The following is a 20214-nucleotide window of genomic DNA, read 5'->3' as shown; positions in this document are numbered from 1 at the left end:
CGACCGCAACCGTGATCCGCACGCCGACCATGCCTGGACGTCTTACCAACCGCCGCGCGTCGGCGTATGTCCTTTTCGGGCGTCGTCGGGCATGGTCATTTCGGCCCGCAGGCCTAGGAGCCTGATCGGCCGGCCAGCCTCAACTGACGTTGCAAGATCCGAGGCCCGCGCGAGGATTTCGTTCCGGTCGAAGGTCTCGGGAATCTTCCTCGCGTGGGTCTTGGTGAAGAACGGCGCGTACCGGACCTTGAGGGTCAGCCCAACCACGGGCCTTCCTTCGGCCACAACATCCTCAAGGACTCGTGCCGTCAGCTCCCGCACGGCATCGTCCACTTGGGCGGGCTCGGTGAGGTCGCGCTGGAAGGTGATCTCCCGGCTGTGCCCGCGGGCAACCCACGGGGTGTCGTCCACGACGCTGGCGCCGTCCCCGCGTCCGAGCTCCGCGTACCAAGGACCCATCCTGGGGCCGAACTCCGGGACCAGGTCCTGCGGGTCGGCCGCGGCGAGCTCGGCGACTGTGTTGATGCCGAGTTTGGCCAGCCGGCCCGACACTTTGGTTCCGACGCCCCACAGATCCTTGGTGGGCCGGCTGCCCATGACGTCGAGCCAGTTTTTGGCAGTAAGGCGAAAGACGCCGGCCGGCTTGCCGAAACCTGTGGCGACCTTGGCTCGAACCAGGGTGTCGCCGATACCCACGCTGCAATGCAACCGCGTTCGCTCCAGGACAGCGGCCTGCACCTGCCGGGCGTAGGCTTCCGGATCCTCTGTCTCCGTGCCGACAAAAGCTTCATCCCAACCCAGCACCTGCACGGTGGCGGCCGGCTGCGCCCGCAGGGTAGCCATCACCGTTTCAGAGGCTTCGAGGTAAGCCTCCTGATCGACGGGCAGGATCACCGCGTCGGGCACTTTCCGGGCCGCAATTCGTAAGGGCATGCCGGAACCCACGCCGAACGCCCTGGCTTCGTAAGATGCGGTCGACACCACGGCTCGTTCCGTGGGGTCGCCCCGACCGCCCACAATGATCGGCTTGCCTGCAAGCTCCGGCCGCCGGAGCACTTCGACCGCAGCGATGAACTGGTCGAGATCGACGTGCAGCACCCATGAGATTCCGCTCACGGCACCAGTCTGCCCTAAACGTCCGAGGCACGCATCGGCTCTCTACAATGTTTGTCGACGAAGCCGACGGCCTCCTGACCTTGCACGGCCAAGATCGTCCGCTCAGGGTTCGGCCGACAGGTCGTCACTTATGCAGTCAGGCGAGACATCGTCAGCTTAATGCGCGACCCTTGGATATCCGTCTTCAGCCACCGTCCTCGTGATTAGTTCCGTGTTAACGCTTGCAGAGAAGAAGAAACATTCCGTGGTGGTCGCGGCGCTGGACGCTGTGGCGATGATGGAGACCGGGAGAAAGCTGGGATGCTCCCTCACTACCGCCCGGTACACAGCACAAGGCGCTTGAGGAGCGTACAGCCGAGGCCAAGCCAGAGGAGAAAAGGAAGGCTGCTGCCGCACGCGCGGCCATGGAGACGGCTCGCTGCGCAGCGCCGCCGGCACCGGTTACAAAGCCCCGAATCAAAACAATGTTGCGCCGGTGATCCTAACGACTCATATCCACGTCGAGCCCCACACCCTGCTCCAGTGCAGCATCGTAGAGCAGCCGGCCAATTGCCAGATCTTGCAGCCCGATGCCAACGGAGTTGAAAAGCGTAATGTCCTCGATTCCGCTGCGCCCACCAACCTTTCCAGTGATGACGTCTCCAAGCTCACCGATGACGTCCTCAAAGCTCAGAACCCCTTCGTTAACGGGGATTATCAGGTCACCGGACTTCGTTCTGGCCGTGGATAGGCTGTCCACAAAAATGCAAGCGCGACGCACGGCTTCTGAATCAATTTCACGATGCTCTGGGCGCGGGCGTGACCCCACGGCATTGACGTGAAGCCCGGGGGTGAACCAACTTCCCTGCACTAGCGGTTCTGTGGCCGGGGTGAGCGTGCAGAGAACATCGGCCGATTCGACGACTTGTTGCACCGACGTGGCAACAACAACCTGCAACTGGTGGTGAGCGATGAGGGCTTGGAAGGAGTCCGTCGTAGCGGTGCTTCGCGACCACACGACGACGGTCTTGATGGGCAGCACATTAAGCATCGCTTCGACGTGAGCCACGGCGAGCGCTCCGGCCCCAACCAGGCCGAGCGTGGTGCTCTCAGGACGAGCAAGATGCTTACTCGCCACCGCGCTGGCTGCGGCCGTCCGGACACGAGTGGGCACACGTCCGTCCAGGAATCCTAGGGTCTCGCCCGTTGATTGTGACACAAGTACGATCGTGGAGCGCTGCGTGGGAAGTCCGTGCTCGGCATTTCCGGGCAGATCCGCTAATAGTTTGACGGAGGCGGCGCAACTAGCATCAGAAAGGGCCGTCATAGGTATGAAGCGCGCGTCAGACGACGGCAGTTGCAGAGTGGTGGGAGCTGGCTGATGCGAGGTGCCCCGCGAGATGTCCCCGAAAGCGTTCTCTACGGCGGCAATGGTCGCCTGCATGTTCGCCAGCTCAGTGAGCTGTGAAGCAGTGAGGATAAGGGTCATGTCGATGTCCTTCGAATTGGTCAGGGCTGGAGGGTTGTCGGCAACGGTTCAGAGAGCGGCGAACCGATGGCAGTTCGCCCCATAGCCTCTTTCAGATAGCGACGGTATTACCGGCCGGAAAGCACAAAAGGTTGGGCCAGACGCCGAAACTCGCAGAGCCAACCAGTCGTGTCCCGGGACTGCCTTGCCTGCGGCCTGGGAACGGCTCTAGTACGACTACCGCGGCAGGAGCGATTCTCGCCGTCAATAATGAAGCCAGGAAACCTTCTTTACCTACTTCATTCAACAGATGGTATACCAAGCACACAAAAACTTGCCAGAGTGCCGCTCATCGTAATGGCAGTGGTCCGCCGCTTTCCTGAATCTATCAATCGTGAATCCAGAGCTGGGCGGCTCGAATGCACGGTCGGAGGTTAGGCGACGACGCGAGGAGCTATCCTCATGGCGCGGATGCCTGGCGTGGAGCGACGCAGACCAGGATGTGTATTTTGTGGCAAGGACATGCGGATCATAGCCAGGGAAGCCCAGCGAAACCGCGTGTCGTTCGGGGCGAACGATCCCGCGCTGGCTGGGCCATGCAAGCCGCTCTCAGGAACGGGCGATTGCAGTAATGGCGTCCTGGCACCACAGTCGCACGATGATGACGGCCCAAGGTGAGGGCCGGGCCGTCCAGTAGCCTGCTGCCAGCAAGCTACTGGACTCAGGGGCATTCCAATTTAGCGAGTCCTTCCGAAAGAAGGGTGTTGCGTGAGGAGCAACCCGAACTGGACCCATAAAAACGATGCCCATCTGGTTCTGCCACGTTTGGTATTCCAAACGTACTGTTGATTCATCTCTAGGAGATCTGCATCACACCATATGAAGGACCGATCAATGCGCAGCTGCTGGAGACCAATTCACGTAAAGGAGACATTTTTCATGGTTGGAAATCGCTGGTCCCTTATCGTCGGCATGGGCATCCCCGCTATGGCGGTACTTCTGGGAATTCCTCTGTTCAGTCAGAGCGCGAACACCATCCTGGGGATTCCCATGGTGTTTGCCTGGCTGTTTGCCCTGCTGCCGATTACGACTCTTTGCTTTTGGGTGTCATGGCGGTATCTCGAACGGGACGCCTACCGGCGCCTGGAAGGAGACTTCAAATGATCGCGTCCGTATTCTTTGCAGTCATTGCCGTATCGATCGGTGTGGCCTTCGCTGCACGGCGTGGGGTCACCGGCCGCGGGCCAATAGCCACCCTCATTGCCGGCCGTTCGCTTCCGGCCTGGCTGATCTTCTTCCTCGCCGTCGGGGAAATCTACAGCGTGGGCACGATGCTGGGATTCCCGGGCGGAATTTATGCCAAAGGGGCGTCGTATGGGGTGTGGTTCATAGGCTATATCCTCCTCGGATACATCTTCGGATACTTTCTGGCCCCACTTGTATGGAGAGCTGGTAAGGCTTACCAAGCCGTTACTGTTCCCGACGTCATGTATGGCCACTACCGCAGCCGAATCCTCGAAAAACTCTCGGCGTGCACGTTCGTCCTGGCACTGATCCCCTGGGCGATCTTCCAGTTCATCGGATTGCAGACCGTTCTCAGCGGTCTGGGGCTCCCTTTGAACCGGTTCGGCATCATCGTCGGCTCGGCAGCGATCGCATTCCTTTACGTAGCAATTTCCGGGATGCGCTCCACCGCCTTCGTGGCCATTGTCAAGGACCTGTTTATGTTTCTGGGCATTGCACTCGCCGGCATCGTTGCGATCGTTGCAGCCAAGGGAATTCCTGGAATCTTCGAGGTGGTGGCAACTAAGCCGGAACTTACCACTGTCACCGGCGGCGCATTGGTGTTCGCGATGAGCACGATCGTTGTGCAATCCATCCAGTTCTATCTGACGCTGCCGGCACAGTTCCTCTTTTCAGCGCGGTCCGAATCATCAATCAAGGGTTCGGTCATATGGATGCCCCTCTATATGCTCATGTATCCGCTCCTGGTGTTTGCCGCATACTACGGTGTAAGCCATGCACCCAACCTAGAAAACGCGGACAGTGTATTCCTCGCCGTGACCCGTGATTTGGCCCCGGAATGGATCGTCGGTCTCGTGGCAGCGGGCGCTGGTTTGTCAGCACTCATCGTCCTGGCAGGAAACTCCCTCATGTTCGGCGGCGTGCTGACCCGCAACCTGGCCCCCAGTTTGGGGCAGGCCAAGACCTCTCACGGAGTCAAAGTCGTAATGGGCCTGTTCCTTGTTTTCACTGCGGTCCTCTCGACTTTTGCTTCGTCCATCATGCTTACATTCCTGAACGTGGCACTCGCTTTGACCGCCCAACTGGTGCCCGCGTGGTTCGGAGTTCTGTTCTTTAGGAAGTTCAAAGCACTTGCGCTTTCGATCGGTCTGGTTGTCGGCTGCGTACTCGTGACGTTCTTCTACTTCTCCAAGCTGACCCCTTGGAATGTCAATACCGGGCTGATCGCATTGGCCGTGAATTTCGCGGTTGTGATCGTCTTCAGCCTGATCTTCAAGGGCGGAGCATCCAAACAGAAGCCGGTCAGCCAGCGCGCCCGCGAAATTCTTGGCGTTGCCTCCGAAACAGCCGCAACAGAAATACCGCCCTTGGGATCTCCCGCTCCCGTGCCCACTGCCGCCGTTGTCGGTGCGGTCGCCCATACCTCCAAGGAGGATTGATGCACGCTGAGAACCAGCCGCTCCACTTGAGAAATGTGCGGCTTCCACAGGATGAAGAACCAACCGACATCCATATTGCCGACGGGCGAATTAGAGCCATCGGAGGGCAATCCGCCCCCGATCCGGGAGACGAGGAGATCGATGCCCGGGGAGCATTGCTGTTACCGGGTTTCATAGACAGCCACTGCCACGTAGACAAGACCATGTGGGGCGGACCGTGGACCGCGCATACAGCAGGACCGGACGTCGCCGACCGCATTGCCAACGAGCGCGAGCGCCGCTTCGACGTCGGCTACCCCTCTGGCAACCGCATCAGGGCCCTCTTGGAACAGATGTCCAACAGCGGGACAACGCATATCCGCACCCATACCGATGTCGATCCCGACGTCGGACTGCGGGGCATGGAAGAGGTGGCGGCCGCGGCGGCCGCGATGGTCGGACGCATTGACGTCCAGCAGGTCGCGTTTCCCCAGCAGGGGGTAGTGACGCGTCCTGGCACTGCTTCTTTGCTCAGGGACGCCGTCGAAATGGGTGCCACTGCCATTGGCGGAGTCGATCCAGCTGGATTCGACGACGACCCGATAGGCCAGCTAAAAGCGATTTTCGGTCTCGCCTGCGACCTCGACTCCGAGATCGACATCCACCTCCACGACCCAGGTGAACTAGGCATGTGGCAAGTGAAGGCAATCATCGACTGGACGCGGCGAACTGGAATGGAGGGAAGGGTAACTATCAGCCATGCTTTCTGCTTGGGCACGACCCCTGCAGTTGAAGCCGCGGGCGTTCTAGACGGGCTTGCCGAGACCCGCATTTCCCTCACAACGGCAGCTGTCTTCAGCAAACCCGTGCTACCCGTTCGGACCTTGTTCGAGGCAGGTATCAACCTGGGATGCGGAAGCGACGGGATACGCGATCTTTGGTCCCCCTACGGGAACGGCGACATGCTTGAGCGTGCGATGTTTGTTGCATACCGCAATGACCTTCGCCGGGACGAGGACATCGAATTGGCTCTTGGCGCCGCGACCTACAACGGCGCACGGATCCTGGGCTTGGAAGCGTATGGACTCGAAGTCGGTTGCGCTGCAGACATGGTGCTGGTTCCTGCGCGAAACCTTGCGGAAGCAGTGGTTGCTCATCCGCAACGGGCGTTGGTGGTCAAAAACGGACGAATCATCGTAAACAACTTCAACTAATACTCTCGCGCCCGTAGTTTCCAGCGACCTGGCTGAGACCTCGCCCCGCCCCGTTATCCCGCAGATGAAAGGACGTGCAACGTGAAAAAGGAATCACCCGAGGTCTCCAGTAGGGAGGTAGGGAACACAACCTCCACGATTGCTGAAGCGGATCCGCTGGAACGGGCCGTGCTGCTAAACCTTCGTGTGGAAGCAGGACGGGTTGAAGTCGCGCGCAGGAATTCCTGGAGCACATCCGGTGACGAGGTCCTATCCCACGAATCCGGGGTTTGTGACGATACTCGCAGTGGATTCGACATCGGAATTACAGCACATGCGGTCCTACTTCTGGCCTCCCGCACGATGCACCCTGTGGTCAGGGCTAAGCCCTCTAACCGCAGGGTGCGCGCCAGTGGCGTACCGGTGCCAAGTGACGGCCACCTTTTTTACGGCAGGCCGGCATGATTACGCGCGTGAAGGCGAAGTACGTTATCGGATTTGAGAATGGCGACCATTGCATTCTTCCTGATGCCGAATTGGTGTACGAGGCCACTCGGATCCTGCACGTGGGGCGGGGTTATTCTGGCCGGGTGGACGTGGAGTTTGATGCGGGCAACTCGGTTGTTGCCCCCGGATTCATCGATCTAAACGCTCTATCCGACATAGACCACGCACTTTTTGACTCTTGGACTCAACCAGACCGTCGCCTGGGTCTCGTATGGTCCGAGGAGTACTTGCGGGATCACGGTCCGGTTTTCACCCGGGAGGAAGAGGTCTTTCGACGCGAGTTCGCGCTGTCTCAATTGGCGCGGAACGGCGTTACAACGCTGATGCCCATAGCCTCGGAATCCTACAAGGAATGGTGCGAAGACTACGAAGATATGGCCGATATGGCCCACGCCGTAACGGCACTCGGCCTCCGTGCGTATCTTGGGCCAAGTTATCGAACGGCGGTGCCCTACACCGACGGGAAACGTCTGCTCCTCCACGTGAATGAGGCCCGGGGTCTAGGCGGATTGGACGAGGCCGTCCGTTTCGCCCGCGATTATGAAGGCGCTGCAGAGGATCTCATCCGCACAGCGTTGTTGCCTGCGCGGATCGAAACACAAAGTGAAGGTACGCTGCGGGCGACTCGTGAAGCCGCCGATGCGCTAAACATCCCGGTGCGGCTTCATGCAGCACAGGGCCTATACGAAGTGGAGCGAATCTGGGCGCGGAGCGGCCTGCGTCCGCTGCCGTACCTCGCCGAAATTGGATTCCTGAAACCGCGGACGTTCATCCCCCACGCATGGGCGGTTCCCGGTCATCCCCATATGCCGAAGAATTTCGGCGAAGGTGACGATGTTGCCCTTCTTTCGGACTCAGGAACGAACGTACTCTTTTGCCCCATCCCTATGGCCCACTACGGCGGCTGTTTGCACACGTATGATTCCTATCGCCAGAAAGGCGTACGGGTCGTCCTCGGGACGGATTCCGCCCCTCCGAACATGATCAGGGCGATGGATCTGGGAATGGGCATGACAAAGACTTTTACGGCTGAGCGATCGAGCGCATCGGCCGCCGACTTGTTTCGTTCAGCCACACTAGACCCAGCCGAGGCTCTCGGGCGGGATGACTTGGGCCGGCTAGCCGTCGGGGCGCAGGCGGACTATTTTGTGCTGGACCTGTCCGGGCCGCACGTCGGGCCGCACTTGGACCCGATACGTACCATGGTTATGAATTGCGACGGTCGCGACATAACCCGGGTTGTGGTGGCCGGAAGAACCGTAGTCGAAGACGGCAACGTGATCACCGTCGACACGAGTGACTATCTGGAGCGGGCGCAGGACTTCATGGAGCGGTACGTTGCGTCGCTGACGATCTCCGACTACGCGAAACGGCCATTGGATGAGTTGCTTCCGTCCAGTTACCCGATTCGATAGGCAGGGCATCTGAAGTTTTCGGCAAATCCACGACGACCATCATCGCTTCCGGCTCTCGCAAGATCAGGCGGGTCAAGGCGGGCCTGCCCGAGGCAGGATTCCTAGGCCGAGGAGAAACGCCTCACCCCCGTCCACGCGCCACCCATCGGCGGGAAATCGGCTGCAGACATCGGCATCACAAGAAACAAGTTGAGCCGGACCGGACGCTGAAAGGATGCCGACGCAGCGACTGGCAGAGCGGATGGCCAGCTCGTTTGAAGGCAGGTCCGGCCCGTTCGCTGGCGCGAGAGCCGCTGCGACCCGCTAGGCTGGAACGGCATGAAGACGGCGCTAATGGACGGTAGGAGCGGCCCAATGAACAGCGCAGCCCCTCTGAGCCTGTCCGACGACATTTACCACGGCATCCTGCGCAATATCATCGCCGGCGAGCTCGAACAGGGCAGTCGGCTGCGCGAGCGCACCCTTTCCGAGCAATTCGGCGTTTCGCGGGTCCCAATCCGCGAAGCCATTCATCGGCTGGAGAGGGAAGGATTCGTCGAAAGCGCGCCCCGCCGTGGGGCCATAGTCCGGCTTCTCAGTTACAGGGATGTGCAGGAACTTTATCAAGTGCGGCTCTGCATCGAACCGCACGCGGCGTACTTAGCCGCCACTCGTGCTGCTAGCAACACAGCCGATTTGTCCGCGCTGCGCCGTATTACAACTCAGGCGGCGCACGCCATCGAGTCCGAGCGTCCGGACCAGGCCGCCCCGTTCAACATCGACTTCCATGAGGAGCTCGTGCGATTGAGCGGTAACCGGCTCCTAGAGGAGATGTTCCGCCCTCTCCTGGGCCGGATGGAATGGATCTTCAATCTCACCAATCAAACCCATGATGTCGAGCAGCTCGGCGAGCACCGCGCTCTCCTAGAGGCGATCGCCGCAGGACAGGCCGATTTGGCACGCTCGCTGGCCTTCGTCCACCTTGAGTTGCATCGAGTGCCTGTAACGGAGGCGTTGGCAGCCCCGTGAGCGGCCATAGATGTATGCGGTGGCAGCTGCTGCTACGAATCTGGATGTGTAGCTAAGCAACGCCACCACACGGTTGCGCTCGCTTATTCTGAACTAAGCCAGCGGTCCGCCGCTAGTAGTTTTTGGCAGGTATGGTACCCGAAGCGCATCCTGAGCGGGCGACCTCCAGTCTCACGAGTCCGCTTCCGCTGCGCCTCCATTTCCATTGCTCCGCCCATGTTCAACACCGGATTCGCTCCCTCAGCGGGTATAAGACGACAGCACAGCAATGGCTGGCATACCACACAGGGCCACCAGCGCCACCGGAATCACCGTGTCCTGTTGCTTTTGACTGGCTTGTCGCACCGATGGCGAAACGCCCGCAGGTAGGAATCTCCACAATCCAGATGACCTACGTCGATGAGGTAGGCGGTCCCTGGACAGTCTTACTCCTCGTTCAGGAGAGGGTGCCTGTGTTCATGAAATTCTCCAATCGCCGGTAGTACGGTCCGACGTCGATCTTGTTCTCCGCCAGCCATTCATCGGAGTAGTACTTGTCGAGGTACCTGTCCCCCGGATCGCAGATCAACGACACGACGCTGCCCCGCTGGCCGGTGTTGATCATTTCGGAGATGATCCGGAACGCGGACCAGAGGCCTGTTCCGGTGGACGCGCCGGTCCGCCGGCCCAGCAATTCTGCCAACAGGCGGATCGAGGCCATGGCCGCGGCGTCGGGCACGCGCATCATCCGGTCGATCGCAGAGCCGATAAAACTGGCTTCGACGCGTTGGCGGCCGATCCCTTCGATCCGGGATCCGGTGGCCGTAGTGACGCTGGCATCCTGCTCCCGCCAGGCCGGGAAGAACGCGGAGTTTTCCGGATCGGCGACGCAGATTCCCGTGGCCCGCCCGGTATAGCGGACGTAGCGGGCGAGCGTGGCGGAGGTTCCGCCGGTACCGGCAGTGGCGACGATCCAGGCAGGCTCCGGGTGCCGCTCCTGCGACATCTGGTCGAAGATCGATTCGGCGATGTTGTTGTTGCCCCGCCAGTCGGTGGCCCGCTCGGCGTAGGTGAACTGGTCCATGTAGTGGCCGCCGGTTTGCCGGGCCAGGGCCGCGGCCGCCTCGTACACCTCGTTCGGGTTCTCCACGAAGTGGCACCGGCCCCCGTAGAACTCGATGAGCTGCACCTTCTGCTGGCTGGTGGACCGGGCCATGACCGCGATAAACGGTACGCCGATCAGGCGCGAGAAGTACGCCTCGGAGATGGCCGTGGAGCCGCTGGAGGCTTCGATGACCGGCCTGCCCGGCCGGATCCAGCCATTGCACAGGGCGTGCAGGAACAGCGACCTGGCCAGCCGGTGCTTCAGCGAGCCGGTGGGATGGGTGGACTCGTCCTTCAAGTACAGGTCCACACCCCACTGTTCCGGCAGCGGCACGGCAAGCAGATGCGTGTCGGACGAGCGGTTGGCGTCCGCCTGGACCTTCGCCAGCGCCTCGGCCAGCCAAGTGCGGTAGCCGGCGTCGTACCGGTCGACGTCCTCTTCAGCGTGGACCTGCGGGGTGGCTGGGGTGGGGACGGTCATCGCTTCCTTCCAAAGTGTTGCTCGGAGAAAGAAGCTTACTGCAGCAGCAGGATCCCGCCGTAGGCCAGGCCGGCGATCAGCGCCCAGGAACACAGGGCCATCAGCACCGCGCTGCCGCGGGAGCTGAACAGCTCGCGCATGCGCACGGCCGAGCCCAGCCCGAAGAGCGCGGCGGCCAGCAGCACGTCCTGGACAATGGTCGCCGCCTCCAGCACGCCATCGGGCACCGGCAGCAGGGAGCGCACGGCCACCAGCGCGACGAACCCGAGGATGAAGGCCGGCACGATCGGCGGGAGCTTCAGGTTCTCGGAGCCGGCGGTCCCTTTATGGCCGCGGCGGCTGATGATGCCGGTGACGGCCACCATGGGCGCCAGTGTGAGCACGCGGGTCAGCTTGATGACGATGGCGACGGCGAGCGCGGCGGTTCCCGCGGTCTGCGCGGTGGCAACAACTTGGCCGACGTCGTGCACTGAAGCGCCCACCCACTGGCCGAAGGCCACCGGACCCAGCCCCAGCGGCTGCATGAGCAGCGGCAGCACCGCGATGGCCAGCGTGCCGCACAGGGTCACCAGCGCCACCGGAATCACGGTGTCCTGCTGTTTGGACTGGCGCACTGCGCTCATCGCGCCGATGGCCGAGGCGCCGCAGATGGAGAAGCCGGTAGCGATCAGCAGCGGCTGGTCGCCCGGCAGCCGGAAGGCCTTGCCCAGCAGGTATGTACCGCCGAAGGCCAGAAGCACGACGGCGACAATCACCGCGAACGTGGCCCAGCCCAGTTCCAGCACGTCTACCACGCTGAGCTTCAGGCCCAGCAGGACGATGCCGGCACGCATCAGGCGCTTGCCGGCGAAATCCAGCCCTTTCCGCCACGGGCCGACGGTGAGGCGGGAGATGCCGGGCAGGTTGGCGGCCAGCACGCCCATGATCACGGCCAGGGTCATCACCGGCACGGCCGGCAGCAGCAGATGCAGGGCGAACGCCGCCGGCACGGCAACGGCGCAGGCAGTGAGGCCGGGCCAGTTCCGCCGCAGCCAGTCCGCCAGCGAGCGCAGCCGCGATTGCTTCCCGGCCGGACCGCCCTTTACCGTCTGTGTCACGGTGTTCACCATAGTCGTTTCCTTTCCGTTCATGGCGGCCGGTACGCCGCGGGGAGTGCCCGCGGCGCACCGGCCTTGCAGCGTTGGCTAGACCGACGTCGTGTCGCCCTGGGCCTGGTGCGCGTTTTTGTCCTTGATGGCGAAGCCTTCCGGCCGGGGCTTGCCCAGCACCAGCAGATCCACCTGCTCGTTGGTCAGCGTCCGGTTGTGCTTGCGCCGCAGCAGGAAGAAGACCACTCCCACCACAATCCAGATCAGCAGAGCCGTCATGGACTCCGGGCCCAGCATGGCGGGCGAACCGGGCAACAGCAGCAGCGCCATGAAGGACACCGAGATGACCGCGCCGACCATGCTGAGCACCTTCTTCGTCGTCGAACGCGTGCCCTCCAGATCGCCCGGACGGGGTGCGGAGCCGGAGCTGCGGAAGAGCTTGAACGCGCACAGGCAGGTGTATAGGTAGGCCACGGTGACGCCGACGGCGGACATGTTGACCACCCATTCCAGCGCGGCCCGGCCGAACCACGGGGTCACCAGGCAGAAGGCGCCGACAAACAGGATGCCCACATACGGTGTCTTGTGCTTCGGGTGCAGCTTAGCGAAGACCTGCGGGATCATTTGGGCCCGGCCCATGGCCAGCAGGATGCGGCTGGCGGAAACGTAGAAGCCGTTCAGGCCGGTGGTCACGCCCATGGTGATGCCGATGGCCAGCAGCAGCATGCCGACGCCGCCCAGCAGACCGGTTACCGCGTCGGCGGTGCCCCAGGCCGACTGCCCGGAGACAAGCTGTTCCCACGGCTCGGCAACAGCAACGGCGGCAATCATGGCCGCGTACAGCAGGGCCGCGGCGAGCAGCGCCAGCACGATCAGCTTCATGGCCTTGCTCGGCGGGAAGTCGAATTCCTCGGCGGCCTGCGGGACGTTGTCGAAGCCGATGTAGGCCCACGGCGCAATGGCCACGATGGCCAGAATTGCGGTCAGCGGCGAGACGCCCTCGGGGAAGGCCGGCGCGGCGTTGCTGACCAGGCTGTCGGGGTGGACCAGCACGGCGGCCAGGATGCAGGCGACGGCGATGAGCATGATCACGCAGGCGATGAACTGGACCCGGCCGGACAGTGCCGTGCCGCGGATATTCAGGTAGGCGAAGACCGCCAGCGCGGTGATCGAGATGAGTACTTCCACCATGTACACGTCGTAACCGGCGATGGTGTAGAGGTAGCCCTGCTGGACCACCCCGGGCAGCAGTTTCCGGAACAGCAGCGCCAGCGCCGAGGCGTTCAGCGCCACGATGCAGGTGTAGCCCAGGGTCAGGAACCAGCCGCAGAAGAAGGCGTGCGTCCGGCCGAAGCCGACCAGCGCGAACGCCAGCTCGCCGCCCGAAACGGGGAAGCTGCGGATCAGGAAGCCGTAGCTGACGGCGATCAGCACCATCAGCCCGCCGCCGATCAGGAAGCCGCTCATCGCGCCTACCGGTCCCGCCGCGGCGATCCAGTCGGTGGGCAGGATGAACGCGCCCCAGCCGACGGCCGAGCCGAGGGCGATGGCCCAGACCCAGCTGGGCTTGAGGGTCTTGGCCAGCCGCTCGGGCTGGTCGGGTCCGGGGGCTGCCGCCGGTCCGGTCGAAGCTCCGCTGCCGGCCACGTTGCCGGTCTCAGTTGTTGCTTTCATGTAAACCTCATTCTCCAGGGACAGAGGTATCTGCCCGTGCTGGCTACAGTCCGAAGGGACCGGGCCTGGTGACGCTGGTTTGGGATTGCAAAACGCTGATGATCGCTACATTCACGATGTCTGCCGCGGTGCAGCCGCGGGAGAGGTCGTTGACGGGCAGGGCGAGTCCCTGCAGGATCGGCCCGTAGGCTGCCGCTCCGCCGAGCCGCTGGGTGATCTTGTAACCGATGTTGCCCGCGGCAAGATTGGGGAAGATGAATACGTTGGCGTGCCCGGCGACGCCGGAGTCCGGCGCTTTGCTGCGGGCCACGGATTCGAGCAGGGCGGCGTCGAACTGCAGTTCGCCGTCGACGGCCAGCCCCGGCTCGCGGTCCCGAACAATGGCGGTGGCCTCGCGGACCCGGGAGACGCTGGCATGGTCGGCGCTGCCCATGGTGCTGAAGGAGAGCATGGCCACCTGCGGCTCTTCGCCGGTGAGGGCCGCGAAGGTGCGGCTGGTGGCGACCGCCACTTCGGCGAGCTGCCCGGCGTCGGGCTCCGGCAGAACGGCGCAGTCGCCGTAGCCGAACGTCCGGCCGTCCTGCAGGTGCATCAGGAAGCTGCTGCTCACGCAGTCCGAACCCTCCGCCGTGCCGACCACGCGCAACGCCGCGCGCAGTACGTCGGCGGTGGGCCGGTTCGCTCCGGCCACACAGGCGTCGGCGTCGCCGGCGGCGAGCGCCGCCATGGACAGGTACAGCGGATCCGCCAGCCAGCCCTCGGCCGTTCCGGGTTGGCGCCCGGCCGCGCGCTCGGCGAGCAGTTCCCCCGCCCCGGAGCGGCGCACCTGCTCCGGGGCCAGGATAACGACGTCGGCAGGCAGCCTGACGCCGGCAGCTGCGGCCGAGCGGCGGATTTCGGCCGGCTCGTCGACCAGCACGGGCACGATGCCCAGGCCGGCCAACTCGACGGCCGCGGCCAGGACGCGTTCGTCCCGCCCGTCCGCCAGCACCACCCGGTTCCGGTCCCCGGCGAGGCGGGAGCACCAGCCGGCCTGCAGCTGGCTGTCCGCCAGCCGCTTGTCCGCCAACTGCTTTGCCGCCGGCTTGGGGCGGGCCACCTGCGTGGTCATGCCGTGCACCGCCCCACCGGCCCGGGAGTGTCGAGCTGCTTCATTGCCTAGAGCCCCAGATGCTTGTCCGTGGCGGACATGACATGGTCCACCTTGGTCAGCAGGTCATCGAGCACGGCCTGGTCCGCGACCAGTGGCGGCGAGAGTACCAGCATGGTGGCACCGCGGTTGTCAGGACGGGTGATGAGGTTGACCTCGCGCATCGCCTTGGGCATCACGCTGCCAAGGAGCTCCTGGGACTGTTCGGGCGTCAGGGTGCGTCCGGTCTCGCGGTCGCCGGTGAGCTCGATCGCGTAGAAGAAGCCCGTGCCGCGCCACTCCAGCACGCTGCGGTGCGCGTCGCGGATCTGGTTGAGGCCGGCCTGGAAGTACGGCTCAAGGCTGCGCACATTGCCCGGGATGTTCTCTTCCTGCAGGGCGCCGAGGTTGGCCACCGCTACCGCCGTCGATACCGGGTGTCCGCCCCAAGTGGCGCCGTGGGTGAAGATGCCGGCCGCCGGGGAATCCAGCAGCGCATTGGCCAGCGGGGTGCGGATCAGGACTCCGCCCAGCGGCGCGTAGCCGGAGGTGGAACCCTTGGCGAAGGTCAGCAGGTCCGGAACGACGTCGTACTTTGTGCTGCCGAACCACTCGCCCAGCCGGCCGAAGCCGCAGATGACCTCGTCGGCGACCAGCAGGATGCCGAAGCGGTCGCAGATGGCGCGCAGTTCCTGCCAGTAGCCCGGCGGCGGGACCAACGCGCCGCGGGAGTTCTGCACCGGCTCGGCGAACAGGGCGGCGATGGTGTGCGCGCCCTCTTCCTCGATCACCTGCAGGATGGCCTGGATGCTGGGCAGATCCGCCGCCGTGCCGCCCTCGGGGATGGTCTCGCCGAGGGTGTTGGGCACGTGCCGCACGCCGGGCATCAGCTCACCGAACGCTTCCTTGTAGGCGGGGATGCCGGTGACGGCGAGCGCGCCCAGGGTGGTGCCGTGGTAGGCCATGTTGCGGGCGATGATCTTGGTCCGCTCCGGCTGGCCCTGGCTGCGGTGGTACTGGCGGGCGAACTTGATCGCGGACTCCACGGCCTCGGAGCCGGAGTTGACGAAGAACGTCACGTCCAGGTCGCCCGGCGCCAGACTGGCGATCGTGGTGGCGGCCTCGACTGCTGCCGGGTGGGCGGAGCCCCAGTTGGTCCAGTAGGCCAGCTTGGACATCTGCTTGGTGGCTGCGGCGGGGATGTCGGTGCGGCCGTGGCCCATGTTCACGCAGAACAGTCCGGCCAGGCCGTCCAGGAAGCGGTTGCCGTCCTCGTCGATGAGGTAGCAGCCCTCGCCGCTGACAATGATGGGCAGGTTCGGGTCCCGCCAGGCCTTACCGGTGGTGAAGTGCGGAAACAGGTGCCGCTGGGCAAGCGTGCGGTTCTCTGAGTTAGTCACGGGACCCTCCAGTCGAATTCTTTACGATGCATCAGCACTGGGCTGATCGGACCACCATGACCGGATCATGGCGTGGTGTGTATCACTCTGGACTATTGACAGGACCCACCAAAGACCCAGAATGGGATGACTTTTTAGGTACCAGATCCCCGATAGACCCGCGGCACCCTCGCCGCGATGCGGGTCAGCACCTCGTAGGGAATGGTTCCGGCCGCGTCAGCCCAGTCATCCGCGCTCGGCTCGCCGTCGTCGCCGGGGCCGAACAGGACCACCCTGTCCCCCGCCAACACCGGGTCATCGCCGACATCGATGATGAATTGGTCCATGCAGACGCGCCCGGTGACGCGGTATCGCCCGCTGCCAACCTGCACCGGACCGGTCCCGCTGGCACTGCGGAAAACGCCGTCGGCGTACCCCAAGGGCACGACGGCGAGGGTGGTTTCCTGCTGCAGAATTTCGGTGTGGCCGTAGGAGACGCCGGAGCCGGCCGGAGCGCGTTTGGTCTGGACGATTGCTCCAGCCAGGGTCATCGCCGGGCGCAGCTGCGGCATGCCCGCGCGGTGTTCCACGGGAATCGGGTTGATACCGTAGGTCGCGATCCCAGGGCGGACCATGTCGAAATGGCTTGCGGGCAGGGACAGCGTCGCGGCGGAATTGGCGATGTGCCGCAGCGACGGGCGGAGGCCGGCTGCATGGGCAATGTCGGCGGCCTCCTCGAAGACGCGCAGCTGGGCCGCGAGGGATGGGTGTCCGGGCTCGTCGGCGCAGGCCAGATGGGACCAGAGCCCCACCACGCGGACCAGCCCGTCCGCTTCCGCTCTTCGGGCCGCCGCCACCAGCTCCGGCCAGTCCGCCGGTGCTGCCCCGCCGCGCCACATCCCGGTGTCCGCCTTCAAATGAACGACGGCGGGGGCGCCTGTAGCCTCGGCGGCCTGGACGATTTCGGCCAGCTGGTCCGTGCCGTAGGCGGCCAGCTCGATGTCCCGCCGGATGGCCGCGGCATAGTCCGTTCCGGGCGAGGCGAGCCACGAAAAGATCGGCGCGGTGACACCGGCGTCGCGCAGCGCGAAGGCCTCTTCGAGTACGGCTGTTCCCAAACGGGTGGCGCCGCCGGCCAGCGCGGCATTGGCAACTGGCACCAGGCCGTGGGCATACCCGTCTGCCTTCACCACGGTCATCAGCTCCGGGGACCGGGCCACCGAGTGCAGCGTTGCGACGTTCTGGCTGATGGCGTCCAGATCGATGATGGCGACGCGTTGCGGGTGCGGCGCCGAAGTGGCGGATTGGGCAGCGGGCCGGCCGGCCAGTGTTTCCGTCATGTCTGCTCCTTTTATCGGTGGAAGTGCGGGTGGGATTGCGGGTGCATTGGTGGGTCTGTCTGGAGGCGCAGGGCGCACAGGAGCGCACCCGGTATCAACACTGTGGGTCACGGGGATCGGCTACGGACAGGGCCAGTCCGGCCCCATTGTTCAGGTACCAGCAGGCTTCAATCCGCCAGTTCGGCGATGACCTTGCCAAGCCGCTCGACGCCCGGCCGGATGTCGGCGATGTCGATGGCGGCGAAGCCGAGCCGGAAGCATTCGCGGTTGGCCAGCGGATCGGCGAAAAACACGTCGCCGCGCTCGATCACCACTCCGGCCTCGAGCGCCTTTTCGGCGAGCCGGACGCAGTCAAGTCCCGCAGGCCCGCGGAGCCAGATGCTCACGCCGCCCGGCGGTGCGTTGACGTTCCACGGCAGCACCTCGTCCAGGGCCTCGGTGAGGACGGTCCATTTGCGCTGCAGCTGGGTCCGCCGTCGTCGGATGGTCCGGCGGTACTGGCCGGATTCGATGAGCAGGGCCATGGCCCGCTGCAGGTGTCCGGAGATATGCCGCAAGCGGTAGCGTCGCTGATTCCGCAGTTCGGCAACCAGCTCCGCGTCAGCCACCAGGTAGCCCAGCCGCAGCCCCGGGGCGAGGAACTTCGTGAAGGAACCGAGGTAGATGACCCGCTCGCTGTTGGGCAGCGCCTTCAGCGCCGGCGTCGGTTTCCCGCGGTAGCGGAACTCGCTGTCGTAGTCGTCCTCGATGATCAGGGCATCGGCCGCGCGGGCGTCGGCGAGGATCTGGTGCCGGCGCGCGCCGGACAGCGTCACGTTGGTGGGGCTGTGGTGGCTGGGCGTCAGGTACAGCAACCCGATGCCGTCCAGCCGTTCCGGAGGTACCAGGCCGGCGTCGTCCACCGGCAGCGGGCGCAGCTGGGCGCCGGCGCGGACAAAGGTGTGGCGTGCATCCGTGTAGCCCGGATCCTCCACCCCGACAACGGTCCCCGGCTCCATGATGGTGTGCGCCAGCAGGTCCAGCCCCTGCTGCGACCCCGAGGTGATCAGGACATTCTCCGGAGCGGCTTCGATGCCGCGGGCGGGCAGGACCTGCTGGCAGAGCATCCGGACCAGCAGCGGATCGTCCTCGTCGACGCCGTCGCGCAGGCTGTAGTGCAGGTGCGGCGGGTCCAGTGCGTCGCGCAGCGCCTTGGACCAGCCGAGCCGCGGAAAGTCCTTCTCGTCCACCTGGCCGGCCACAAACGGATACGGATAGGAGACCCAGTCGCGCACCTTCGTGATCTCGGGCATCCCCGCGTCCAGCCGGCGGCCCAGGTGCCGCGACCAGTCCACCTTCTCGGCGCGGGCAGCCGTGCCGCCATCGGCCGGAGCGGCGCCCTGCAGCATCTGCAGGTTGACGAAAAACCCGCGCCGAGCGTGCGGTTCGATGATGCCCTGCGCCTGCAGTTCCTGGTACGCCGCGTTGACCGTATTGCGCGAAAGCCCCAGTTCACGCGCCAGCTCCCGCGAGGAGGGCAGCGGCAGCTCCGGGTTCAGACCGCCGCTGATGATCTGGTGTTCCAGTGCCTCGCGCAGCTGCCGGTAGAGCGGCGCGGTACTGTCTTCGTTGATGGAGATCGGCGTGCGTACGACGGCGGACGCGACGGCGGATACCTGCGCCTGCGCCCGTGCCTGCCGGTCCGGCTCCCTGCCTCCGGCGCTAATCACTATCTGCCGGCAACCCGGGGTGCTCGTCCAGCCGGACATGGTCGCGGGGCACTACTACCATGGGCACCGGCAATGCGCGCAGCATCTTGTTCGCCGTCGTGCCCAGGAAGATCCTGCTGCGCACCGCGAGCCGGCTGGATCCGATCACCACCACTTCGCTCTCGTCCCAGTCCAACCGCTCGATGGCATCCTCGATAGAGTCGCCGCTCGCGACGGCAGCGGTCACCAACGTCCGCCTGGCAACGCCCTCCACGGCCTTGGCCAGTGCAATCTCCACATGGCGCTTTGCCCAGCCCTCCACCTCTGCTGCCGAGCGGCTATGCCCGGCGTCGAGCGTCACCAGGGAAACTACCCGCAGCGGAACGTGGCGCATTGCCGCCGCCTCCACCGCCACATCGAGCAAGGTCTCGGCGCCGGGCCGGGTTCCGAGCGCGCACGTGAGCCTGGTGATGTCACGGGGCGGGCGGTAGCCGGAGGGAGCCAGCGCTACCGGCACCGGCGAGGCGTGCAGCAGCGCGTTGGCTACCGCCCCGACGGTGAACCGCTTGAACAACCCTTTGCTGGCGGCGCCGACCACGATCAGTTTCGCGCCGAATTCCTCCGCCGCCTCGATCAGGCCCTCCGCGAAGGAATCCGCGGTCCGGATGTGCTTGCGGGCGGTGACGTCCGCGGGCACGAGCGCCAGCGCCTTGTCCAGCCAAGCGTCGGCCTGTCCGGCGAGGTACTGCTGGTATTCGCGCTCCTGCGCCAGCCGGAGCTGGTCCCCCGGGCCGGGGAGGACATGCACCAGATCGAGCTCTGCTCCGGGTGCCCGGGCAAGGGCACGCGCCAAGGCAATGGCTTCGCGACCGCGTTCGTCCTCGGTACAGCCGACCACGTATCGCATCTATCCAGCCTCCATTGGCTCAGGCCGCGCGCGACGGCACCGTTGCTTTGTGTCCGCCCATCACTACCAGCCGAGGGTGCGGGTTGGAAACACCAG

15 protein-coding genes are annotated in these 20214 nt (G+C 64.5%); 5 read left to right on the top strand and 10 right to left on the bottom strand.

Going from position 1 to position 20214, the window contains the following annotated elements; translation table 11 throughout:
* Positions 1 to 42 precede the first annotated feature (42 nt).
* Entirely contained in the window at positions 43 to 1116 is a 1074-nt protein-coding gene (locus HGO92_RS05260; RefSeq protein WP_440915760.1) for a DNA polymerase IV, read from the bottom strand.
* 481 nt (positions 1117 to 1597) lie between these two features.
* Complete coding sequence (locus HGO92_RS05255) at positions 1598 to 2584, bottom strand: ornithine cyclodeaminase family protein (protein ID WP_169992558.1); 987 nt, start codon at positions 2582 to 2584, stop codon at positions 1598 to 1600.
* A 918-nt stretch (positions 2585 to 3502) separates the two neighbouring features.
* Here HGO92_RS05255 and HGO92_RS05250 point away from each other — a divergent pair.
* The 5 genes from HGO92_RS05250 (at position 3503) to HGO92_RS05230 (ending at position 9349) form a co-directional block, all read left to right on the top strand.
* Positions 3503 to 3727, top strand: coding sequence for a DUF3311 domain-containing protein (locus HGO92_RS05250; RefSeq protein WP_169992556.1), 225 nt, complete (start codon positions 3503 to 3505; stop codon positions 3725 to 3727).
* Positions 3724 to 5247: a sodium:solute symporter family protein gene (locus HGO92_RS05245; protein ID WP_169992554.1), complete on the top strand. Its 1524-nt coding sequence runs from the start codon at positions 3724 to 3726 to the stop codon at positions 5245 to 5247. Before HGO92_RS05250 ends, HGO92_RS05245 begins: the two co-directional genes overlap by 4 nt.
* A complete protein-coding gene (locus tag HGO92_RS05240; RefSeq protein WP_169992552.1) occupies positions 5247 to 6440 on the top strand; it encodes an amidohydrolase in 1194 nt (397 codons plus the stop codon). The genes HGO92_RS05245 and HGO92_RS05240 overlap by 1 nt, the downstream gene beginning before the upstream one ends.
* Before the next feature lie 452 nt (positions 6441 to 6892).
* Entirely contained in the window at positions 6893 to 8341 is a 1449-nt protein-coding gene (locus tag HGO92_RS05235; RefSeq protein ID WP_169992550.1) for a chlorohydrolase family protein, read from the top strand.
* A gap of 354 nt (positions 8342 to 8695) precedes the next feature.
* Complete coding sequence (locus tag HGO92_RS05230; protein ID WP_169992548.1) at positions 8696 to 9349, top strand: GntR family transcriptional regulator; 654 nt, start codon at positions 8696 to 8698, stop codon at positions 9347 to 9349.
* 436 nt (positions 9350 to 9785) lie between these two features.
* On the opposite strand, the gene HGO92_RS05225 is transcribed toward HGO92_RS05230, so the two are convergent.
* The 8 genes from HGO92_RS05225 to HGO92_RS05190 all read right to left on the bottom strand — a co-directional run bounded on the left by HGO92_RS05225 (position 9786) and on the right by HGO92_RS05190 (position 20118).
* Entirely contained in the window at positions 9786 to 10913 is a 1128-nt protein-coding gene (locus HGO92_RS05225; RefSeq protein ID WP_169992546.1) for a PLP-dependent cysteine synthase family protein, read from the bottom strand.
* Between the two features lie 35 nt (positions 10914 to 10948).
* Entirely contained in the window at positions 10949 to 12022 is a 1074-nt protein-coding gene (locus HGO92_RS05220; RefSeq protein ID WP_169992544.1) for a YeiH family protein, read from the bottom strand.
* Positions 12023 to 12097: 75 nt separating this feature from the next.
* A complete protein-coding gene (locus HGO92_RS05215) occupies positions 12098 to 13675 on the bottom strand; it encodes an APC family permease (RefSeq protein ID WP_169992542.1) in 1578 nt (525 codons plus the stop codon).
* Positions 13676 to 13718: 43 nt separating this feature from the next.
* Positions 13719 to 14786 carry a phosphate acetyltransferase gene (gene pta, locus HGO92_RS05210; protein WP_169992540.1) on the bottom strand — a complete coding sequence of 356 codons (1068 nt, stop codon included), beginning with the start codon at positions 14784 to 14786 and terminating at the stop codon, positions 13719 to 13721.
* A gap of 47 nt (positions 14787 to 14833) precedes the next feature.
* Positions 14834 to 16204, bottom strand: coding sequence for an aspartate aminotransferase family protein (locus HGO92_RS05205; RefSeq protein ID WP_169992538.1), 1371 nt, complete (start codon positions 16202 to 16204; stop codon positions 14834 to 14836).
* A gap of 134 nt (positions 16205 to 16338) precedes the next feature.
* The gene (gene alr / locus HGO92_RS05200) at positions 16339 to 17523 is read right to left on the bottom strand and encodes an alanine racemase (RefSeq protein WP_169992537.1); all 1185 of its coding nucleotides are present in this window, start codon (positions 17521 to 17523) and stop codon (positions 16339 to 16341) included.
* Positions 17524 to 17690: 167 nt separating this feature from the next.
* Positions 17691 to 19232 (bottom strand): MocR-like pyridoxine biosynthesis transcription factor PdxR, encoded by a 1542-nt coding sequence (gene pdxR, locus HGO92_RS05195; protein ID WP_346768859.1) that lies wholly within the window; start codon positions 19230 to 19232, stop codon positions 17691 to 17693.
* Positions 19225 to 20118 carry a universal stress protein gene (locus HGO92_RS05190; RefSeq protein WP_169992533.1) on the bottom strand — a complete coding sequence of 298 codons (894 nt, stop codon included), beginning with the start codon at positions 20116 to 20118 and terminating at the stop codon, positions 19225 to 19227. The genes pdxR and HGO92_RS05190 overlap by 8 nt, the downstream gene beginning before the upstream one ends.
* Positions 20119 to 20214: the final 96 nt, after the last annotated feature.

Origin of the sequence: Crystallibacter degradans (assembly GCF_012952295.1) — a bacterium.
Taxonomy (GTDB): domain Bacteria; phylum Actinomycetota; class Actinomycetes; order Actinomycetales; family Micrococcaceae; genus Crystallibacter; species Crystallibacter degradans.
Note: the sequence above shows the minus strand (reverse complement) of the source record. Positions and strands in the feature narration are given on the sequence as shown.

Bases quoted from the DNA above. Each gene is read 5' to 3' on its own strand.
- HGO92_RS05255 (WP_169992558.1), bottom strand. From the start codon at position 2,584: ATGACCCTTATCCTCACTGCTTCACAGCTCACTGAGCTGGCGAACATG.
- HGO92_RS05250 (WP_169992556.1), top strand. From the start codon at position 3,503: ATGGTTGGAAATCGCTGGTCCCTTATCGTCGGCATGGGCATCCCCGCT.
- HGO92_RS05245 (WP_169992554.1), top strand. From the start codon at position 3,724: ATGATCGCGTCCGTATTCTTTGCAGTCATTGCCGTATCGATCGGTGTG.
- HGO92_RS05240 (WP_169992552.1), top strand. From the start codon at position 5,247: ATGCACGCTGAGAACCAGCCGCTCCACTTGAGAAATGTGCGGCTTCCA.
- HGO92_RS05230 (WP_169992548.1), top strand. From the start codon at position 8,696: ATGAACAGCGCAGCCCCTCTGAGCCTGTCCGACGACATTTACCACGGC.
- HGO92_RS05225 (WP_169992546.1), bottom strand. From the start codon at position 10,913: ATGACCGTCCCCACCCCAGCCACCCCGCAGGTCCACGCTGAAGAGGAC.
- HGO92_RS05220 (WP_169992544.1), bottom strand. From the start codon at position 12,022: ATGGTGAACACCGTGACACAGACGGTAAAGGGCGGTCCGGCCGGGAAG.
- HGO92_RS05215 (WP_169992542.1), bottom strand. From the start codon at position 13,675: ATGAAAGCAACAACTGAGACCGGCAACGTGGCCGGCAGCGGAGCTTCG.
- pta (WP_169992540.1), bottom strand. From the start codon at position 14,786: ATGACCACGCAGGTGGCCCGCCCCAAGCCGGCGGCAAAGCAGTTGGCG.
- alr (WP_169992537.1), bottom strand. From the start codon at position 17,523: ATGACGGAAACACTGGCCGGCCGGCCCGCTGCCCAATCCGCCACTTCG.
- HGO92_RS05190 (WP_169992533.1), bottom strand. From the start codon at position 20,118: ATGCGATACGTGGTCGGCTGTACCGAGGACGAACGCGGTCGCGAAGCC.